Origin of the sequence: Buchnera aphidicola (Pemphigus populi) (assembly GCF_964058935.1) — a bacterium.
Lineage (GTDB): Bacteria > Pseudomonadota > Gammaproteobacteria > Enterobacterales > Enterobacteriaceae > Buchnera_C > Buchnera_C aphidicola_D.
Genome location: NZ_OZ060372.1, coordinates 91,186 through 112,354 on the forward strand (window position 1 = coordinate 91,186; position 21,169 = coordinate 112,354).

18 protein-coding genes and 1 tRNA gene are annotated in these 21,169 nt (G+C 26.6%); 16 read left to right on the top strand and 3 right to left on the bottom strand.

All coding sequences use genetic code 11. The features are described 5' to 3' along the window. Positions 1 to 12: 12 nt before the first annotated feature. Complete coding sequence (gene rsmI / locus AB4W65_RS00420; protein ID WP_367673665.1) at positions 13 to 882, bottom strand: 16S rRNA (cytidine(1402)-2'-O)-methyltransferase; 870 nt, start codon at positions 880 to 882, stop codon at positions 13 to 15. Between the two features lie 324 nt (positions 883 to 1,206). Here rsmI and AB4W65_RS00425 point away from each other — a divergent pair, with 324 nt between their 5' ends. The 4 genes from AB4W65_RS00425 to dapE all read left to right on the top strand — a co-directional run bounded on the left by AB4W65_RS00425 (position 1,207) and on the right by dapE (position 7,117). Continuing rightward, positions 1,207 to 2,430, top strand: a complete 1,224-nt coding sequence (locus AB4W65_RS00425; protein ID WP_367673666.1) for a beta-ketoacyl synthase N-terminal-like domain-containing protein — start codon at positions 1,207 to 1,209, stop codon at positions 2,428 to 2,430. 290 nt (positions 2,431 to 2,720) lie between these two features. Then, on the top strand, positions 2,721 to 3,671 hold the full coding sequence (gene tal / locus AB4W65_RS00430; RefSeq protein WP_367673667.1) for a transaldolase: 951 nt from the start codon (positions 2,721 to 2,723) through the stop codon (positions 3,669 to 3,671). 88 nt (positions 3,672 to 3,759) lie between these two features. After that, entirely contained in the window at positions 3,760 to 5,751 is a 1,992-nt protein-coding gene (tkt, locus tag AB4W65_RS00435) for a transketolase (RefSeq protein WP_367673668.1), read from the top strand. 238 nt (positions 5,752 to 5,989) lie between these two features. Continuing rightward, positions 5,990 to 7,117 carry a succinyl-diaminopimelate desuccinylase gene (gene dapE, locus AB4W65_RS00440; RefSeq protein ID WP_367673669.1) on the top strand — a complete coding sequence of 376 codons (1,128 nt, stop codon included), beginning with the start codon at positions 5,990 to 5,992 and terminating at the stop codon, positions 7,115 to 7,117. Positions 7,118 to 7,370: 253 nt separating this feature from the next. Here the strand turns inward: dapE and dapA are convergent, their stop codons facing one another. After that, positions 7,371 to 8,252: a 4-hydroxy-tetrahydrodipicolinate synthase gene (gene dapA, locus AB4W65_RS00445; protein ID WP_367673670.1), complete on the bottom strand. Its 882-nt coding sequence runs from the start codon at positions 8,250 to 8,252 to the stop codon at positions 7,371 to 7,373. A gap of 424 nt (positions 8,253 to 8,676) precedes the next feature. Here dapA and bcp point away from each other — a divergent pair, with 424 nt between their 5' ends. After that, a complete protein-coding gene (bcp, locus tag AB4W65_RS00450) occupies positions 8,677 to 9,138 on the top strand; it encodes a thioredoxin-dependent thiol peroxidase (protein WP_367673671.1) in 462 nt (153 codons plus the stop codon). 64 nt (positions 9,139 to 9,202) lie between these two features. On the opposite strand, the gene aroC is transcribed toward bcp, so the two are convergent. Continuing rightward, a complete protein-coding gene (gene aroC, locus AB4W65_RS00455) occupies positions 9,203 to 10,294 on the bottom strand; it encodes a chorismate synthase (protein ID WP_367673672.1) in 1,092 nt (363 codons plus the stop codon). Between the two features lie 361 nt (positions 10,295 to 10,655). Here aroC and smrB point away from each other — a divergent pair, with 361 nt between their 5' ends. The 11 genes from smrB (at position 10,656) to gnd (ending at position 20,870) form a co-directional block, all read left to right on the top strand. Further along, the gene (smrB, locus tag AB4W65_RS00460; RefSeq protein WP_367673673.1) at positions 10,656 to 11,189 is read left to right on the top strand and encodes an endonuclease SmrB; all 534 of its coding nucleotides are present in this window, start codon (positions 10,656 to 10,658) and stop codon (positions 11,187 to 11,189) included. Between the two features lie 594 nt (positions 11,190 to 11,783). Further along, positions 11,784 to 11,855, top strand: a tRNA-Arg gene (locus tag AB4W65_RS00465). Positions 11,856 to 12,144: 289 nt separating this feature from the next. After that, a complete protein-coding gene (hisG, locus tag AB4W65_RS00470) occupies positions 12,145 to 13,044 on the top strand; it encodes an ATP phosphoribosyltransferase (protein WP_367673674.1) in 900 nt (299 codons plus the stop codon). A gap of 5 nt (positions 13,045 to 13,049) precedes the next feature. Then, entirely contained in the window at positions 13,050 to 14,357 is a 1,308-nt protein-coding gene (gene hisD, locus AB4W65_RS00475) for a histidinol dehydrogenase (RefSeq protein ID WP_367673675.1), read from the top strand. Next, positions 14,354 to 15,418, top strand: a complete 1,065-nt coding sequence (gene hisC / locus AB4W65_RS00480) for a histidinol-phosphate transaminase (RefSeq protein WP_367673676.1) — start codon at positions 14,354 to 14,356, stop codon at positions 15,416 to 15,418. The genes hisD and hisC overlap by 4 nt, the downstream gene beginning before the upstream one ends. 19 nt (positions 15,419 to 15,437) lie before the next feature. Next, entirely contained in the window at positions 15,438 to 16,505 is a 1,068-nt protein-coding gene (hisB, locus tag AB4W65_RS00485; protein ID WP_367673677.1) for a bifunctional histidinol-phosphatase/imidazoleglycerol-phosphate dehydratase HisB, read from the top strand. After that, positions 16,505 to 17,098, top strand: coding sequence for an imidazole glycerol phosphate synthase subunit HisH (hisH, locus tag AB4W65_RS00490; RefSeq protein ID WP_367673678.1), 594 nt, complete (start codon positions 16,505 to 16,507; stop codon positions 17,096 to 17,098). The genes hisB and hisH overlap by 1 nt, the downstream gene beginning before the upstream one ends. A 4-nt stretch (positions 17,099 to 17,102) precedes the next feature. Then, positions 17,103 to 17,840 carry a 1-(5-phosphoribosyl)-5-[(5-phosphoribosylamino)methylideneamino]imidazole-4-carboxamide isomerase gene (gene hisA, locus AB4W65_RS00495; RefSeq protein WP_367673679.1) on the top strand — a complete coding sequence of 246 codons (738 nt, stop codon included), beginning with the start codon at positions 17,103 to 17,105 and terminating at the stop codon, positions 17,838 to 17,840. After that, positions 17,822 to 18,598 carry an imidazole glycerol phosphate synthase subunit HisF gene (gene hisF, locus AB4W65_RS00500; RefSeq protein WP_367673680.1) on the top strand — a complete coding sequence of 259 codons (777 nt, stop codon included), beginning with the start codon at positions 17,822 to 17,824 and terminating at the stop codon, positions 18,596 to 18,598. Before hisA ends, hisF begins: the two co-directional genes overlap by 19 nt. Next, entirely contained in the window at positions 18,592 to 19,206 is a 615-nt protein-coding gene (gene hisIE, locus AB4W65_RS00505; RefSeq protein WP_367673681.1) for a bifunctional phosphoribosyl-AMP cyclohydrolase/phosphoribosyl-ATP diphosphatase HisIE, read from the top strand. The genes hisF and hisIE overlap by 7 nt, the downstream gene beginning before the upstream one ends. A gap of 254 nt (positions 19,207 to 19,460) precedes the next feature. Further along, positions 19,461 to 20,870, top strand: a complete 1,410-nt coding sequence (gene gnd / locus AB4W65_RS00510) for a decarboxylating NADP(+)-dependent phosphogluconate dehydrogenase (RefSeq protein ID WP_367673682.1) — start codon at positions 19,461 to 19,463, stop codon at positions 20,868 to 20,870. The last annotated feature ends 299 nt before the right edge of the window (positions 20,871 to 21,169 follow it).

Sequence of the window (21,169 nt, forward strand, 5' to 3'; positions counted from 1 at the left end):
ATCATAACGTCATTATTTAAAATGATTTATAGCATAGTTATATAATATATTTTTTTTAATTTTATATATTTTAGATGTTAATGTTACGGCTTTTTTTAATGAAATTTCTTTTTGTATTAAATATAGAGTATCATAAACTTCTTGAGTTAATACATTATTTGATAAATTTTGAAATCCTTCTATGATTAATACCATTTCCCCTTTACAATGATTTATATCTTGTTGCAGCCAGGATAATAATTCATAGGATGTTCCACTAAAGATATATTCCCAGTATTTACTAATTTCTTTTACTAAAACTAGATTACGTTCTGTTCCAATTTCCTTTATTATGTCAGTGACACTTTTTAATATACGATGAGGAGTTTCATAGAATATTATTGTCCTGATTTCTTTTCTTAATGATCTCAATAAATTACAACGTGCTATTTTTTTAGTAGGTAAGAACCCTTCATAACAAAAACGATTAGATGATATACCAGATGCACTTAATGCCGTAATTGCAGCGCATGCTCCTGGTAAAGGAATAACTCTGATTTTGTTTTTATGACAACTTTTTATTAAGATAAAACCTGGATCGTTGATTACCGGAGTTCCTGCATTAGAAACTAATGCTATTTTTTTTCCTAATTTTAGTTTTTTGATTATTTTGTCGGTTTGTTTGTTTTCGTTTTTTTGATTTATTAATATCAAGTGATTATTAATATTAAAATTTTTTAATAATATATGTGTATGATAAATATTTTCGACTGCAATAAGATCTACATCTTTCAGTATTATCAATGCTCGTTGAGTGATGTCGGAAAAATTACCTATTGGAGTAGGAACAATATATAGGACTCCATGTACTATATTGGTGGAAATATGATTAATTGATGGCATATTTTTTCCTAAAAAATATTTTTTTAAATAAATTAATATCATATGTGGTTTATATATTTTAAATATCTGATTTTTTCTTTTAATCCTGAAGTGGTATTTTATATGTATTGGTTATAAAACAATAAAATATTACATTTTTTAAATATTTTATTTATCAGATATAATAAAATATTAATGATATAATTTTTATTATAAATAAACAAAATTTTTAATGAATAATTGAATAAAAAATAAAAAATTAGTTGTGGTATTTTATGTTTATTTATAAATATCTTTATAGTAGATAATTAATAAAAATTAATTTGATTAATATGGTGATAAAAATTGAAAAGAGCAGTAGTTACTGGTATAGGTATTATTTCTAGTATCGGGAATAATAAAAAAGAAGTACTTTTTTCTTTAAAAACAGGTAAATCAGGTATTGTTTTTTCTAAAGAAATGCAACGTGTTGGCATGCGTAGTAACGTATGGGGTAGTATTAAACTAGATAAAAAATATTTAATTTATCACAGAATTTTTCGTTTTATGAATGATGCTTCAATTTATGCTTATTTAGCTATGAAAGAAGCGTTACGAGATGCTAATCTTAGTCCTAAGATCTATGAAAAAAATATGAGAATTGGTTTAGTTGTAGGATCAGCTGGAGGTTCTCCTAAAAATCAAGTGTTTGGAATAGATTCTTTACGTAGTATGCGTGGATTAAGATCGGTTAGTCCATACATTATTATTAAAACTATGACGTCGAGTATTGCAGCTTGTTTATCTACAATATTCAAAATTTATGGAATTAGTTATGCGATTAATTCAGCATGTTCTTCTTCGTCTAATTGTATTGGTAATGCTGTTGAATTGATTCAATTAGGTAAGCAAGATATTATTTTTGCAGGAGGAGCAGAAGAATTAACTTGGGAATTAGCATTTCAGTTTGATGCTATGGGTGTATTATCAACGAAATACAATTCTCATCCTATGACGGCATCTCGTGTTTTTGATATAAATAGAGATGGTTTTGTGATTTCAGGAGGGGCTGGAATATTGGTTATTGAAGAATTGCATCATGCACTATCAAGAAAAGCTAATATATATGGAGAAGTAATAGGGTATGGGGCTTCATCCGATGGTCATAATATAGTTGCCCCCTCTGGGGAAGGGGCTGTGCGTTGTATGAAGCTTGCGTTAAAAGAAGTTGCTTTACCAATCGATTACATCAATGTTCATGCGACTTCTACAAAAGTGGGTGATATCAATGAATTAAAAGCGATTTGCACAGTATTTGGTGCTCAAAATACTCCTTATATTTCCGCTACTAAATCTATGACGGGACATTCATTGGGGGCTTCGGGGGTACAAGAAGTTATTTATAGTTTATTAATGTTAAAATATAATTTTATAGCACCCAGTATTAATATATTTGATTTGGATCCTGTTATAAAGAGTATGCCTATCGTAACTGATACTATTTTAAAAGAAATGACTACAGTAATGTCTAACAATTTTGGATTTGGTGGGACTAATGTTTCATTAATCATGAAAAAAATGAATTTTTAATTTTTATTAGGGATATAGTTACTATTTTTATCTAATAAGATTTATGTAATGTGATATTTATGAAGATTAGTAATATGTTATATATATAAATATTTATATAAATAAGATATATAAATTTCTCTTATTTATATAAAAGACAATGTTTTTTAACAAAATCATTTTATTTCTATATATTAAATATATATTTAATGATTAATATCAACTTATATTATACTTAATAGATATAGCATATAAAAATTAAATTAAATATTTTTAATCAAGATTAAAAAAATTATTTATCTGGAGTATATATGAATCAGTTAGAAGCATTAAAAAAAATGACAATAGTTGTTGTAGATAGTGGTGATATAGGATCTATTACTAGATATACTCCCCAAGATGCTACTACTAATCCCACTTTAATACTTCAGGCAATGTCATTAAGTTATTATCAGGATTTGATTGATGAATCGATTAATTATGCGAAAAAAAGAAAAGGTGATTATAAAACTAAAATAGTTCACGCTACCGATAAGATTGCAGTTTCTCTCGGTATAAAAGTTTTAAATCTTATATCAGGAAAAGTATCCATTGAAGTAGATGCTCGTTTGTCATTTAATCAAGAATTATGTATTAAAAAAGCTAATAAATTAATTAATATGTTTGAAGAAGAAGGTATCGATCGTTCTAGAATTTTAATCAAATTAGCGGCTACTTGGGAAGGCATTAAGGCTGCAGAGGAATTAAAAAAAAATAATATTAATTGTAATTTAACTCTTTTATTCTCTTTTATTCAAGCACAAGCGTGCGCAGAAGCTGGGGTTTATCTCATTTCTCCTTTTGTAGGTAGAATTTATGATTGGTATCATGAGCGTACTCCAATAATACCTTATCAATATAAAAGAGATCCAGGTGTTATGTCTGTTCATAAAATATATAATTATTACAAGAGTCATGGTTATTCTACTATTATCATGGGAGCAAGTTTTCGAAAAAAAGAGCAAATTTTAGGTTTAGCTGGATGTGATAGATTGACTATATCACCTTCTTTATTAGCAGAATTGCAATCTAGTACTGACGTTATAGAACGTAAATTATTTGGTGCTAAAAATGTTATTCATTTAAGTAGAAAGATAACAGAATCAGATTTTCGTTGGATTCATAATCAAGATGTTATGGGGGTTGAAAAATTATCTGATGGAATTCGTAAGTTTGGAGATGATCAGATAAAATTAGAACAAGTGGTAGAAGATAGATTTTAGTTAATATGTATAAATATTAATTTAATTAAATAAATAACTATTTTATAAAAAATATTATTATTTATTGATATCATCATAAGGATATTTTATGTTTCTAAAAAAAAAGTTAGCGAATGCAATTAGGGTTTTAAGTATAGATGCAATTCAGAAAGCAAATTCAGGCCACCCTGGAACTCCGATGGGTATGGCTGATATTGCTGAAGTATTATGGAGAAATTTTTTAAAACATAATCCTGGAAATCCTTTATGGTACGATCGAGATCGTTTTGTTCTTTCTAATGGTCATGGTTCTATGTTGTTGTATAGTCTTTTGCATCTTACAGGTTATGATGTATCTATGGAAGATTTAAAAAATTTCAGACAACTTAGTTCTAAAACACCTGGACATCCTGAAATAGGTTCTACTCCTGGAGTAGAAATTACTACGGGTCCATTGGGACAAGGTTTAGCCACTGCAGTAGGTATGGCAATAGCTGAACGTACTTTAGGATCTTATTTTAATCGTTCTTGCTATAATATTGTTGATCATTATACATGGGTATTTATGGGAGACGGATGCGTAATGGAAGGTATCTCGCATGAAGTGTGTTCTTTAGCAGGAACATTAGGATTAGGAAAATTAATTGTTTTTTATGATAAAAATGGAATATCTATAGATGGAAATACCAACGATTGGTTTAATGACGACACAGCTCTACGTTTTCAATCGTATCACTGGCATGTGGTTAATAATATAGATGGACATGATTCAGAAGCAGTTAGAAATGCTATTATAGAATCTAAAAGTATTATAGATCGTCCGTCTATTATTATTTGTAATACAGTAATTGGTTTTGGTTCTCCTAATAAAGCAGGGACAGAAGAATCACATGGTTCCCCATTGGGAGATAAGGAAATTATTTTAACAAAAAAAGCGTTACAGTGGTTTCATAAACCTTTTTATATTCCTGAAGAAATTTATAAAGAATGGGATGCCAGAAAGATTGGTAAACTTAAAGAAGAGATCTGGAATATAAAATTTGATGAATATAAGACAAGATATCCGGAATTGTCAAAAGAATACATACGTCGAATGAAAGGAGATTTACCAAAGAATTGGGAAGAAAAAATTTATAAATTTATAGAAAAATTAAATAAATTTCCTGAAACGATAGCTACTAGAAAAGCTTCTCAAAATACATTAGAAGTATTGGGAAGTTTATTACCTGAGTTAATAGGTGGTTCAGCTGATCTTGCTCCGAGTAATTTAACAATGTGGTCGGGTTCTAAATCAATTAAAAGTACTTTATTTGGTAATTATATTCATTATGGTGTAAGAGAATTTGGAATGACAGCTATTTCTAACGGGATTTCACACCATGGAGGGTTTATACCATATAGTGCTACTTTTTTAGTATTTGTTGAGTATGCACGGAATGCGGTTCGTATGGCAGCGTTAATGAAAACACAACAAATCCTTGTATATACGCATGATTCCATAGGTCTAGGAGAGGATGGGCCGACACATCAGCCTATAGAGCAGTTATCGAGCTTACGTTTAACACCCAACATGAGTGTTTGGAGACCTAGTGATCAAGTGGAAACAGCTATTGCATGGAAATATGCTGTAGAAAGGAAAAATGGACCAACAGCATTAATTTTATCACGTCAAAATTTATCTCAATTTTTTAGAACAAAAGAACAAATAAAAAATATAGAACGAGGTGGTTATATATTGTATGAAGATTCTAGTGTTCCTAACATAATTATTATATCCACTGGTTCTGAATTAAAAATTGCGTTAGATGTTGCTTTAGTACTTCGTTCTATTGGTTATGCTATTAGAGTTGTTTCCATGCCTTCAACAGATGTATTTGATCAACAAGATTCATCTTATCGAGAATTTGTTCTACCTTCTACCATACTTCAACGTGTTGCTATTGAAGCTAGCATGCGAGATTTTTGGTATAAATATGTTGGCTTAAATGGATTAATTATTGGTATGAAAACGTTTGGAGAATCAGCTCCGTCTGAAAAGTTATTTGATAAATTTGGTTTTAGTATATCAAAAATAGTGCAAAAAATAAAATTATTTTTTTAAATATTATCTATATTATTATTTTAATAATATTTTCAATGTATTTGGATAATAATTATCCAAATACATTGAACTAAATATTATTTTTGATGAAATTAATTAGTTTATATTTAATATAATTATTTTTTATTTTAAAATTAATTGTATTAATATTTTATATATGATGTTTAAAGTAAATAAATAATTTTTATTAAAAATTAATATATTTTATATATTTTAATTTAATTTTAAAGGATATCACATGTTATGTCCAGTTGTTAATTTAGCAAAGGAACTTATTAATATCCCATCTATTAGCCCTTTTGATTTAGGTTGTCAAAATATTATTGCCAAACATTTATCTGATATTGGTTTTGTAGTAGAGATAATGAATTTTAAAGATACTTGTAATTTATGGGCCACTAGAGGTACAGGAAAAACATTAACGTTACTAGGACATACTGATGTTGTGGATCCAGGTGAAACGCGTAATTGGAATACTTTGCCATTTGAATCTGTTGTAAAAAAAGGTATATTATTTGGAAGAGGATCTGCCGATATGAAAGGTGCTTTAGCAGCCATGGTGATAGCTGTAGGGAGATGCGTAAAATCTTTTCCGAAACATAATGGTAGATTATCTTTTTTAATTACTTCTGATGAGGAATCAAGTGCAATTAATGGTACGAAAAAAGTATTAGAAAAATTAAAATTAAGAAATGAAAGAATTGATTATTGTTTAGTAGGTGAACCATCTAGTTCCAATATATTGGGGGATGTTGTCAAAAATGGTCGCCGAGGATCAATGACAGCAGATCTTATTATTTATGGAAAACAAGGACATGTTGCATATCCTAATTTAGCTAAGAATCCAATTTTTTTAATTGTACCTTTTCTTTCATCATTAATATCTATTAAGTGGAGTTCTGGTAATATGTATTTTCCACCTACTAGTATGCAGTTGACTAATATTAAATCTGGGTATGGTAGTAATAATGTTATTCCAGGAGAAATTTTTATACAATTTAATTTTCGATTTGGAGATGATATTACTACTGATAATATTAAAGATGTTGTTCATAAATTGTTATCTGATCATTTACTTGAATATTCCATTAACTGGAATATTTCCGCTTTTCCTTTTCTAACTAAATCAGGAAAATTATTGAATACAGTTATAAAGGTAGTGGAACATATCGGTAATATTATTCCAAAGATATTAACGACAGGTGGGACTTCTGATGGTCGTTTTTTTTCTATCATGGGGTCGGAAGTAGTAGAATTAGGTCTTATAAATAAAACTATTCATCAAGTTAATGAACATATAAAAGTTAGAGATTTGCAGTTATTAACTACAATGTATGAACATATTATAAAAGATTTAATTTTTTAAATATTTTTATTTAAATATACTATTTTATATATAAAATATGTCAGAGTATCAAAATGATACTCTGTTATTTAATAAAAAATAAATAATTTTTAAATTAATATATTCTTTATTTAGATCTTTTGGAAATATTTAGATAATAGTTATTTTAACTATTTATCTTTACATTAGATTTAATTTTTTTATTTTTTTATACATAAAAAAATAAATAATTTTAAATTTCAAAAATAATTTATGAGAATGCATTTATTACTTTTTATGTATTTAATCCTGCATGTTTAAGTGCTTGATTTAAAATTATTTTTGTATCATGTGAAATTTGTGTCATAGGTAAACGAAGAGTATCAGTTTTTATTAATCCTAATTTTTTTGCTGCCCATTTAACTGGAATTGGATTGGGTTCATTAAACAGTATTTTATGTATGGGCATTAAACGTTTATTAATGAGGCGAGCAGTATGAAAATCTTTTTTTAATGCTAATGAACATATTTCTTGCATTTCTTTTGCTGCAATATTAGCAGTTACAGATATCACTCCATTTCCACCTAATTGCATAAAATCTAAAGCTGTTTCATCATCTCCACTAAAAATTATGAAATCATTTTTGACAAATTGTTTAATTAAATGAATTCTTGATAAATCACCAGTAGCGTCTTTAATTCCTATAATATTTTTTAGTTTTGCTAATTTAATTATTGTTTCAGGTAGTAAGTCACATCCTGTACGTGCAGGAACATTATAAAGAATTTGAGGTAAATGACTACTTTCAGAAATTGCTTTAAAATGTTGATAAAGACCTTTTTGAGTTGGTCTATTATAGTAAGGAGTTACTGTCAAACAAGCAATAATACCAGATTTTTCAAATTTTTTAGTTAGTAAAATTCCTTCTGAGGTTGCATTGGCTCCAGTACCGGCAATAATAGGAATGTTCCCATCAGCTAAATCTACTGTTAACATGACTACATCATTGTGTTCTTCTTGATTTAGTGTAGCAGATTCTCCAGTGGTTCCTACTGTAACAATAGCTGAAGTGCCATGTTTAATATGATAATTGATTAATTTTTTTAGGCTTTGTCGACAAATTTTCCCTTTTTCATCCATTGGTGTAATCAGTGCAACGATACTGCCTTTAAACATTTTTATTTTCTCTCTTAAAAATTATAATAGTTAATGAGTATAAACAGGTTAAGTTATAACATTATGGGATTAATTAATATATTTTATTTTTATTTAATTTTTATAGAGTATTTTTATTAAAATAACATAAATAATTTATATTTATACTGTATTTTATAGAGTATAAACATTTATATTGATATTATTTTTTATAAGAATAATATGTACTTTACAATATAACATAAGATCATTTCTTATTTTTAATAATAATTGAATAATTATACTTTAGATATAAATATGTTGTATTAAACTTTATATAATATATAAATATTTTTTAAAATATATTAGTATTTTCTGATAAATATGTGTAATGTAAAAATGATATATATTCTAATGTCTATATTATTAAATAATTTTAATGAAAGTAAAAAAATAGGATTTTTTAATGACGAGATTAAAACCTGGAGATATTGCTCCCAAATGTATTTTACCTGATCAAGATAATCAATTAGTAAATTTAATAGATTATCTTGGAAAAAAAGTGCTAATGTATTTTTATCCTAAAGCCATGACTCCTAGTTGCACAATACAAGCTTGTAATTTGAGAGATCATATGGATAGCTTTAAAAAAGCTAATATTGAAATTTTAGGGATTAGCATTGATACAACTGATAAATTATTACGTTTTTCAGAAAAAGAAATGTTAAATTTTACTTTATTATCGGATAAAGATCATATAGTTAGTAATAGTTTTGGTGTATGGGGGGAAAAAAAATTTATGGGGAAAAAATATTATGGAATACATCGTACTACATTTTTAATTAATGAATTAGGTAAGATAGAAAGAATTTTTAATCATTTTAAAGTGGATTTTCATCATTCAATTTTATTGAATTATATTCAGTGAGAATGTCAATATTTCGATTGAATGCTACTAAAAATTTTAATTTAGTAGCATATTTTTATAAAAATTAAGTATTTTTTTTACTAAATAAGTTAACATTATCGCTACATTGACCGCGATATCTTAGTAAATGATCCATTATTACTATGGCCATCATTGCTTCTGCTATCGGCACAGCTCTTAATCCTACACAAGGATCATGGCGTCCTTTTACCACAATAGTTTTTTCTTCAGACATATTATTAATAGTTTGTCCAGGAATTCCTATGCTAGATGTTGGTTTTAATGCTATGGCGGCTATAATATTTTCTCCGTTGCTAATTCCGCCTAAAATTCCACCTGCATGATTGGTTTTAAACCCTTCTTTATTTATTTCATCCCGATTTTGACTACCTTTTTGATTAATTACTGAGAATCCATCACCAATTTCTACACCTTTGACTGCATTTATACTCATAAGGGCATGAGCAAGGTCAGCATCTAGTTTATCGAATACTGGTTCTCCTAATCCAACAGGAATATTTTTAGCTATGATGATTATTTTAGCTCCAATAGAATCGTGTTCCTTTTTTAATGTTTTCATATAATCTTTAATTATAGGTACTTGATGTGTATTCGGACAGGAAAAATCATTTTTTTTGACTTCATTCCAAGATTTAAATTCACATGAAATATTACCTAATTGAGATAAGTATCCTTTTATTTTAATATTATGTTTTATATTAAGATATTTTTTTGCTATTGCTCCTGCTGCCACTCTCATGGTTGTTTCTCGAGCGGAAGATCTTCCACCTCCACGGTAATCTCTTAGTCCGTATTTTTTTTCATAGGTATAATCTGCATGTCCAGGCCTAAATATATTTTTAATTTTTTCATAATCTTGTGAACGTTGATCAGTATTATGAATAATTAACCCCATACTGGTTCCAGTGGTGATGCCATTAAATAAACCTGATAAAATAGAAACTTGATCTAATTCACGACGTTGTGTTGTATATTTAGAATTTCCTGGTTTTCTACGGTTTAGTTCTTTTTGTAAATCGTTAATAGATAGTGGAAAACCAGGAGGTATTCCATCTATTATGCAACCTAATGCCATACCGTGAGATTCTCCAAATGTAGTAACACTAAAAATTTTTCCAATTTTATTTCCGGCCATGAATGTTCCTTATATGCTTATTTTGTGATCAGTATCGCTATTTTAAAATATAAATAGAATGATAATTCTATTGAAGGCGTTAATATTATAAATATTATTATAATTAGAACATAGCAGTTTTTAAAAAAATTTTATATTATCAATATAATATTATATTTTTTAGGAAATTATTTTTCTATAAATTTTAGTTCTAAAAGATATAAAATATATTCTTTAAATATTATATTGACTTTTTGACTTATTACAAACTATCTTAGAAATCTTAATTTTTTAAATAAGGAGGTATTGCTAAAATTATAGTTCGTTTTCTTTAATAAGAATATAGATTTCATAGTAATTATTATTTTAGCAATTTAAGATTATGAGTAAAAGCAGTCCTATTATTTCTTCAGATTATTTAATTTTTAATCAGTTTTTAAATGGAACAAAAAAAATAGTACAGGATACTATTTATCATTCTCGTAAAAATAAAAGAGGTAATTGTAACTTTTTAAGAAGAAAACGTTACGAAGAAGAAGCACATGCTCATTATTTTTCATCAGATAAATTAGAGACTAGCATAGGTGATAATGAAGTATTTTATGTGCGTAATTATACTAATAAAAAAGAATTATATAATCTAAGGAAAGGAAAATACAAGCCAGATATTATGCTAGATTTACATGGGTTAACGCAATATGAAGCAAAAAAAGAACTTGGAAAACTAATGTTTATGTGTAGAGAAAAGCATTTTTTTTGTGCTGGAATTATCCATGGACATGGTAAACATATTTTAAAACAACAAACTCCTTTATGGTTATCTAATCATCCTGATATAATAGCGTTTTACCGGTCATCAAAAGTGTTTGGAAATAATACTGCCATTATATTTTTAATTGAATTAGATAATAATTAAATTTATATTTATTTGTAGTAGAAGATATTGGTTTATTTTTTTAAATATATATTTAAAATTTCTTAAAAGGATTAAATGTATTTAAAATATGCTTATGGTATTGAATACAATAATTTTTATTAATAATTAGTTATGTAAATATTAAAATATTTATTTTTTATGGATTTATATTTTATATTTAAATGATATATTTGATTGTTTTTAGTTTAAATAAGTTTATATATAATGATATATTATATATAAAATTTTTGAATGTAATATATTATGATTATAATAAATGGTTTGAAATATGGAATACATAATATTAATTATTACATAATTAATATTATGTATGATAATATATTATATTTTTAGAATTTTTGATTTTGTTTTTATAAAAATAATGGTAGATTTTATTGATTATTATTTTATTTTATATACATATTTAAATTTTAAAGTCATTCATTTAATGAAATGTTAACGGAAAATAATAAGATTAAATTTCTAATATTTTGTGCATAATAGTTTTTTAAAATATTTTTGTAAAAAAATATTTTTTAAAATAATTTTAATATTACTTTTATATAAAAATATTTTAATAGTGAATAGGATTATATCCCTTTAGTTAAATGGATATAATAAACTCCTCCTAAGAGTTAGTTGCAGGTTCAATTCCTGCAAGGGATAATTTTTTATATATTTTATAGATATAATATTTTTAATATTTAATTAATTTTTTTTAATAAAATATTATTTATTTTTAATAAAATATTATTTATTTTTAATAAAATATTATTTATTTTTATATAATAATTATTTATTAATAATATTTAAAATATAAAAGAGATAGTATTATTTCTTATAAATTATTGATAAATAAGAGCATTTAGTTCAAAGAAAACCCCCAAAAATTTGGGGGTTTTCTTTGAACTAAATGCTCTTATTTATCAATAATTTATAAAATTAGGATTAATTAATGTTAAGTAATAATCGTTTGCGAATAGCTATGCAAAAAAGTGGTAGACTAAGTGATGATTCTAGAAAGTTGTTAACTAGATGTGGTTTAAAGATAAATTTAAATCAACAACGTTTAATTGCTTTTGCTGAAAATATGCCTATTGATGTAATGAGAGTTCGTGATGATGATATACCTGGTTTAATTATGGATGAAGTAGTAGATTTAGGGATTGTAGGAGAAAATGTTTTAGAAGAAGAGTTATTAAGTCGGCAGGCCCAATCAGTCAATGGGTTTTATACTATTTTAAAACGTCTTGATTTCGGTGTTTGTAGACTTTCTTTAGCTATACCAGTAAACGAAAGATATATGAGTATTAATAATTTAAACATGATGAGAATAGCAACTTCATATCCTCATTTATTAAAAAAATATCTTGATAAAAAAAATATTATTTTTAAAGTTTGTATGTTAAATGGTTCCGTAGAAGTTGCCCCCCGAGCAGGTTTAGCCGACGTTGTGTGTGATTTAGTTTCTACAGGGGCTACATTAGAAGCCAATGGATTAAAAGAAGTGGAAGTAGTATACAAATCTAATGCATGTTTGGTATGCCGTCCAGGAATAATGCCAAAATTTAAAAAAGAGATTATTAATAAACTTATGACTCGTATTCAAGGAGTGATAAAAGCTAGAGGGTCTAAATATATTATGTTACATGCTCCAACTGACCAATTGGAAGAAGTAGTTTCTTTATTACATGGAGCAGAAAAACCTACAGTATTGAAATTAGCAGGCGATAAAACTAAAGTTGCAATGCATATGGTAAGCAGTGAAACACTTTTTTGGGAAACTATGGAGAAGCTGAAAGCTTTAGGAGCTAGTTCAATACTAGTATTGCCTATTGAAAAAATGATGGAGTAAAATTAGTGAATAATATTTTAAAAGTGATTAATTGGGATAAATTAAGTTTTATTGAACAGAATAGAATATTGATTAGACCAGCAGCCTTACGATCAGATGAAATTATAGAATCAGTAAAAACAATAATAGCAGATGTCAGAAAATCTGGAGAAAAAGCATTAAAAAAATATTCGCAAACATTTGATCATATTAGGATAGATGATTTTGAAATTAGTCGAGATAGAATATGCAAATCTCAACTTAATATAAATGAAAAAACAAAAAATGCTATTTTAGTTGCAATAAAAAATATTAAACGTTTTCATTCAGCACAACAGGTAAAAGAAATAGCCATTAACGTACTACCCGGTGTTCATTGTCAACAATTAATTAAGCCCATAGAATCGGTAGGACTATATGTTCCTGGTGGTTCTGCTCCTTTAGTGTCAACAGTATTAATGTTAGCAATACCTGCTAATATTGCTGGATGTCCTAATATTATTCTTTGCTCTCCACCTCCGATTACTGATGAAATTTTATATGCAGCAGAAATATGTGGCGTCAATCGAATATTTGAAATTGGTGGAGCGCAGGCCATTGCTGCTTTAGCTTTTGGTACGCATTCGATTCCTAAAGTAAATAAAATATTTGGACCTGGTAATGAATATGTTACTGAAGCTAAAAGACAAGTGAGTCAATTATTAGATAATTTAGCCATTGATATGTTGGCAGGTCCTTCTGAAGTTTTAATTATTGCTGATTTTGAAGCTGACGCAACATTTATTGCTTCAGACTTGTTGGCTCAAGCAGAACATGGACCTAATTCTCAAGTTATTTTATTAACTCCCAGTGTTAAATTAGTTAATCAGGTACTAAAGGAATTAAAAAAACAGATAATTAAATTACCTAGATTGGAAACGATCAAACAATCATTTTCCAAGAGTTATATTATTATTGCGAATAATTTATTGGAATGTATAAATATTTCCAATTTATATGCACCAGAACATTTAATAATGCATACTATTAATTCACAAGATTTATTGCATAATATCATTAATGCTGGTTCCATATTTTTAGGTCAATGGTCTCCAGAAACAATAGGAGATTATGCTTCAGGACTTAATCATGTTTTACCTACTTACGGATGTGCTACCGTATATTCAGGTTTAAATTTGATAGATTTTCAAAAAAGAATTAATGTACAAACTTTAACTAAAGAAGGATTCGTTAATCTTGCTCCAACTGTTTTAACATTATCTAAAATAGAAAAAATGGAAGCTCATAATAATTCGATAAAATTGCGACTTAATTTTATAAAAGGAATAATATGAAGTTTAATATTACAAATTTGGCACGTAAAAATGTAAAAGAATTAGTTCCGTATCAGTCAGCTCGTAAAATTGGTGGGCAAGGAAATATCTGGTTAAACGCCAATGAGTCTCCTATTTCAAATCAATTTATATTACAAGAAAATTATTTTCATCGTTATCCTGAATGTCAACCAAAATCTTTAATTTTGAGATATGCTAATCATGTCAAAATATCACCAGATAGAATATTGGTAACGCGTGGAGCCGATGAAGGTATTGAATTGTTAATGCGTGCTTTTTGTGAACCAAGAGTAGATTCAATTATTTATTGTCCACCTACTTATGATATGTACGCTGTTAATGCAAATATATTGGGTATTAATGTTTGCAATATTCCAATGTTAAAGAATTGGCAATTAGATGTTCAATCTATTAAAAAAAAATCTTTAGGGGTAAAATTAATATATATTTGTAGTCCTAATAATCCTACTGGAAATATTATTAATAATAAAGACATTCATCTTATATTAAATATTTTTTCTAATTCCTCATTAGTAGTGGTAGATGAAGCTTATATTGAATTTTGTATAAATAATAGTCTTGTTTCATGGTTGCAAAGTTATCCTAATTTGGTAATTTTAAGAACATTATCAAAAGCATTTGCTTTGGCAGGATTAAGATGTGGTTTTTTACTTGCTGATGCAGAGATTATTCGTATTTTATCTACTGTTATTGCTCCTTATCCACTACCTACGCCAGTATCAGACATTGCTTATCAAGCATTATCTAAAAAAAATATTAATATAATGGAAAATAGAGTTTTAGAATTAAATTCTAATAAAATTTGGTTAATCAATAAATTAAAAGCATTAAAATGTGTTTTAAAAGTATTTAAAAGTGATAGCAATTATATTTTAGTTCGTTTTCTCAACTCTGAAAAAGTTTTTCGTTTACTATGGAAGAAGGGAATTATTGTAAGGAATCAAAATCATAAAATATATTTAAATGAATGTATACGTATATCCATAGGCGCTTTTAACGAATGTGTTGAATTAATTAATATATTAAAATTATTTACTTAAAATCATTAAGGATAACTTTATGCTAGAAAAGTTTTTATTTATTGATCGAGATGGAACTTTAATTGCTGAACCGAAAACTAATTATCAAATAGATAGTATAGAAAAAATTGAATTTGAACCACAAGTAATATATTCCTTAATTAAATTAAGTAAATATGGTTATAGATTAATTATGATTACTAATCAAGATGGTTTAGGTACCAGTAGTTTTCCATATAATTCTTTTAAAACTCCTCATACTTTTATGTTAAAAGTTTTAAAATCTCAAGGTATTATATTTGATAGTGTTTTAATATGTCCTCACAATTTAAAAGATAATTGTAGTTGTAGAAAACCAAAAATAAAAATGGTTCAACCTTGGATAAATAATAATTCTTTAAATAAAGAGATGAGTTATGTCATAGGTGATAGAAAAACAGATATAGAATTAGCTAATAATATGGGAATTAATGGAATTTTATATAATAGGAAATATTTAAATTGGTCTAAAATAGTAAAAAAAATAATTGAAAATAACAGATTTGCTAAAGTTTCTCGTAAAACTAAAGAAACTGAAATTAATGTTGAAGTATGGTTAGATAAAAAAAAGATCAGTGTTATTAACACTGGATTAATGTTTTTTAATCATATGTTGGAACAAATCGCTATTCACAGTGGTATTACTATGAATATAACTGCAAAAGGAGATATTTCTATAGATGACCATCATACTATAGAAGATACAGGAATATGTTTAGGTCGATCTTTACTAGAAGCATTGGGTAATAAAATTGGAATTAATAGATATGGGTTTTCTTTACCTATGGATGAAAGTTCAGCTACATGTTTGTTAGATATTTCAGGACGTCCTTATTTAAAATTTAAAGCTCAATTTAAAAATAAATTAGTAGGGGATATGAATACAGAAATGGTTGAGCATTTTTTTTATTCTTTGTCTTATGCAATGAAAAGTACAATTCATATAATTTCATTAGGAAAAAATGATCATCATCAAATTGAAAGTATATTTAAAGTTTTTGGTAGAGTATTAAAGGAAGCAATACGCATAGATGGTGATCAATTGCTTAGTTCTAAAGGAATACTATAATGAATATAGTAATTATAGATACTGGTTGTGCAAATTTATATTCTTTAAAATATGCAGTACAAAGATTGGGTTATCAGCCTATCATCACTAGAGAAATTAATCTGATATTGAATGCAGATAAACTATTTCTTCCTGGAGTTGGAACACCTAAAACAGCTATGGAGCAATTATATTTATCAAATTTAATTAAAATTATTAAATCTTTTAAAAATCCAATATTAGGAATATGTCTCGGTATGCAATTGTTATGTTCTTATAGTCAAGAATGTCGGAATATTAAAATGTTAGATATTATTCATTCTTTGGTGTCTAAATTTAAAGTAAATCATCTGTCTATACCGCACACTGGATGGAACAACATTATCATAGATAATGATAACCAACCGTTATTTAATAATATAAGCAATAGATCTAAATTTTATTTTGTACATAGTTATGCGGTAGAAATAAATAAGTACACATTAGCAACATCATACTATGGAGTACATTTTAGTGCTGTTATTAAAAAAAATAATTTTTTTGGAGTGCAATTTCATCCAGAAAAATCTGGTATATCTGGTGCGCAATTATTGAAAAATTTCTTAGAGATATAATATTATGATAATTCCAGCTATAGATTTAATGGATGGTAAAGTAGTCCGCTTATACCAAGGTGATTACTCTAAAAAAAAATATTATAATGATGATATTTATACTAGGTTATGTAATTATAATATTCATGCAGTAAAAATGATTCATATAGTCGATCTTGATGGAGCAAAAAATCCTAATAATAGGCAAATCCAGTTATTTAAAGAAATATTATCTAAAGTTGATATACCGTTACAAATTGGTGGTGGAATTAGGAAAGAAAAAGATATAGAAACATTGTTTCAAGCAGGTACTAAAAGAGTTGTAATCAGTTCATCTGCAATTATTAATCAAAAAGAAGTAAAAAGATGGTTTAATATTTATGGTGGTAATGCGATAGTTCTCGCATTAGATGTTTTAATTAACAAAAAAAAAGAAAAAGAGATTTTAATTAATGGATGGAAAGATCATTCCAAATTTATTTTAGAATATATTATTAATGAGTTTTCCGAGGTGGGATTAAAACATGTATTGTGTACTGATATATCTAAAGATGGTACTTTATTAGGTCCTAATTTTATCTTATATAAAGAAATATCGAAATTATTTCCGCATATTAAATTTCAGTCTTCGGGTGGAGTAGGTTCATTAAATGATATTTCTCGTCTTAAATCTTGCGGTATACATGATGTAATTATTGGAAGAAGTTTATTAGAGAAAAAATTCTCTATATTGGAGGCGGTTCAATGCTGGCAAAACGCATAATTCCTTGCTTAGATGTTAAAGATGGTTTAGTAGTTAAAGGTATACAATTTCGAAATCATAAAACGATAGGTAATATAATTTCATTAGCTAAATATTATGTAAAAGAAGGTGCTGATGAACTTGTTTTTTATGATATTACAGCTTCACCTAAAAATAGATTAGTGGATAAACGGTGGATAGAAAAAATTGCTGAGGTAATAGATATTCCCTTTTGTGTAGCAGGGGGAATTAATAGTGTAAGTGACGCGGTGGATATTCTTAAGTTTGGAGCAGATAAAGTATCCATTAATTCACCTGCAATAAAAGATCCTAGTTTAATAACGAGAATAGCAGATCGTTTTGGAGTACAATGTGTGGTAATAGGTATTGATTCTTGGTTTGATAGCGTTAAAAATAATTATCAGGTATATCAGTATACAGGAGATAGCCATAAAACAATAAGTACTAATTTAGAAACTATCAATTGGATAAAAAGAGTTCAAACATTAGGAGCTGGAGAAATTGTTTTAAATATGATGAATCAAGATGGAATGCTTTGTGGTTATGATTTATTTTTATTAAAAAAAGCACGAAAAATATGTAAAGTACCTTTAATTGCGTCGGGAGGAGCTGGAAAGTTAGAACATTTTTATGATGTGTTTAATCATACGGATGTTGATGGTGCTTTAGCAGCGTCTGTTTTTCATAATAAAAGTATTAAAATAAGAGCATTAAAAAAATTTTTATTAAATAAAGGTATTGAAATTCGAGAATGTTAAATAAAAAAGAATATTTAAAATTAAATTGGGATAAAGTACAAGGTATGTTGCCTGTAATTATTCAACATAATATATCTGGTGAAGTGTTAATGCACGGATATATGAATAAAGAGGCTTTAGAGAAAACAGAGAAAGAGGAAATAGTTACTTTATATTCACGTACTAAAAAACGTTTATGGACTAAAGGAGAAACTTCTGGTAATTACTTAAAAGTGGTTAATATTAGTATAGATTGTGATTATGATTCTATTTTAATGTTAGTGTTACCAAAAGGTAAAACATGTCATTTAAATCGTATTAGTTGTTTTGAATCAAATTCCATTTCAGATTATTCTTTTTTGTATTATTTAGAAAATCTTTTGAAAGGAAAAAAGATATCTAATTCTGGTAGTTCTTATACAACCGATTTATATCTTTCAGGAACTAAAAGAATAGCACAGAAAGTTGCTGAAGAAGGTATAGAAACAGCTATTGCTGCTGTAACAAAAAATAAAAAAGAATTGATAGATGAAGCTTCGGATTTAATTTTTCATTTATTAGTATTATTACAAAACCAATCATTAGATTTTAATTTAGTTCTTTCTAACCTTCGTAAAAGAAATAAATAAATTTTATTTTTATAGTAATATTTATATCAAAAATGAGTGTATTATATTTTACGTAGTAGTAATGTTATTTACCATATTCAATATGGTGATTAAATTTTATTATCGTAAATTTTCATTATTTTTATATATCAATATTTTTATTTTTTGAGATTATAATCTATATTATATTTAGTTGTTAATTTGTATTTCTTATCTGATTTGAACATTATATAATAATGTTATTTATATATGTATATTAGGTTATAGGAGTAAATATGTTAAAAAATAATATTGGTGTTGTAGGTCTAGCTGTAATGGGAAGCAATCTAGCATTAAATATAGCAAGAAATAATTATACAGTTTCTGTATTTAATCGTTCTTCTGAAAAAACTAATTTATTATTTAAAAAAAGCTTAGGAAAAAATATATTTCCGTTCTTTTCTATAAAAGAATTTGTTTTTTCTTTAAAAGAACCCCGTTGTATTTTACTCATGGTAAAATCAGGAAAACCAACAGATGATACGATAACATCTATTATTCCTTACCTTAAAGAAGGTGATATTCTTATAGATGGAGGAAATTCATTTTATCGAGATACTATGCGTCGTTATGATGAATTATCTAAAATTGGTTTGAATTTTATTGGAGCAGGAATTTCCGGTGGAGAAGATGGAGCTTTAAATGGTCCTTCTATTATGATTGGTGGTCAAAGAAATGCTTATAATATCGTATCTCCTATCTTTAAAAAAATAGCAGCAAAAACTGATACACAAGAATCTTGTATTGATTACATTGGTGTCAATGGATCGGGTCATTATGTAAAAATGGTTCATAATGGAATAGAATATAGTGATATGCAGTTAATATCTGAGGCATATTTTTTATTAAAAAAAATAGTATTAATGAACAATGAAGAGTTAGCAAATACGTTTGATGATTGGAATAAAGGTGAGTTAAATAGTTATTTAATCAATATTACCAAGGAAATTTTTAAAAAAAAGAACAGTTTAGGTAAATATTTAATAGATTTAATTTTAGATTGTGCAGATAATAAAGGTACGGGTAAGTGGACCAGTAAAAATGCTTTAGATTTAGAAGAACCACTTTCTTTAATTACAGAATCGGTTTTTTTTCGTTATTTATCAGCTCTGAAGGAACAACGTGTATATGCTGCTACAGTGTTATATGGACCTGAAATAAAAACAATATCGTTTAATAAAAGAGATTTTATTGAAAAGATAAGAAAAGCATTATATTTAGGAAAAATTATATCATATGCGCAAGGTTTTGCTCAACTTAAATCAGCTTCTGAAAAATATAAATGGAATTTAAAGTATAAAAATATAGCTAAAATTTTTCGAGCAGGATGTATTATTCGAGCTAAATTCTTGCAAAAAATTATCAATGTATACACAGAAAATCCTAATATAATAAATTTATTATTAACTCCATATTTTAAAGATATAGCTAACGAGTATCAAAGTGCACTTCGTAGTATTGTTGCTTATGCTATAAATTATGGAATCCCTATTCCAACATTCTCTTCTGCTATTGCTTACTACGATAGTTATCGTTCTGCTTTTTTGCCGGCTAATCTACTCCAAGCGCAAAGAGATTATTTCGGAGCACATAAATACAGACGTACTGATAAAGATGGTATTTTTCATACTAATTGGTTAAAATAAAATTATTATAATGAAAATATTTAATTATATTTTAGATGCTGTAGTTATGGTATATAATAAAAAATTAATATTTTTATTTTTAGTACCTGAGGGTACAAGTCTCTGGTACTAAAAATTTTTATATAGATTAAATTATTTTTTAACGATAAATCACTTAATGATCTTGCTTTATTTCTATATATTATATTACTGTCAGTACCACATATTTTATATTTAATTGAAATATTGTTTTCATTTATTTATAAATAAAATTATGTGTATTTAATACATTGGTATTGACAATATTTAATTAACAATAA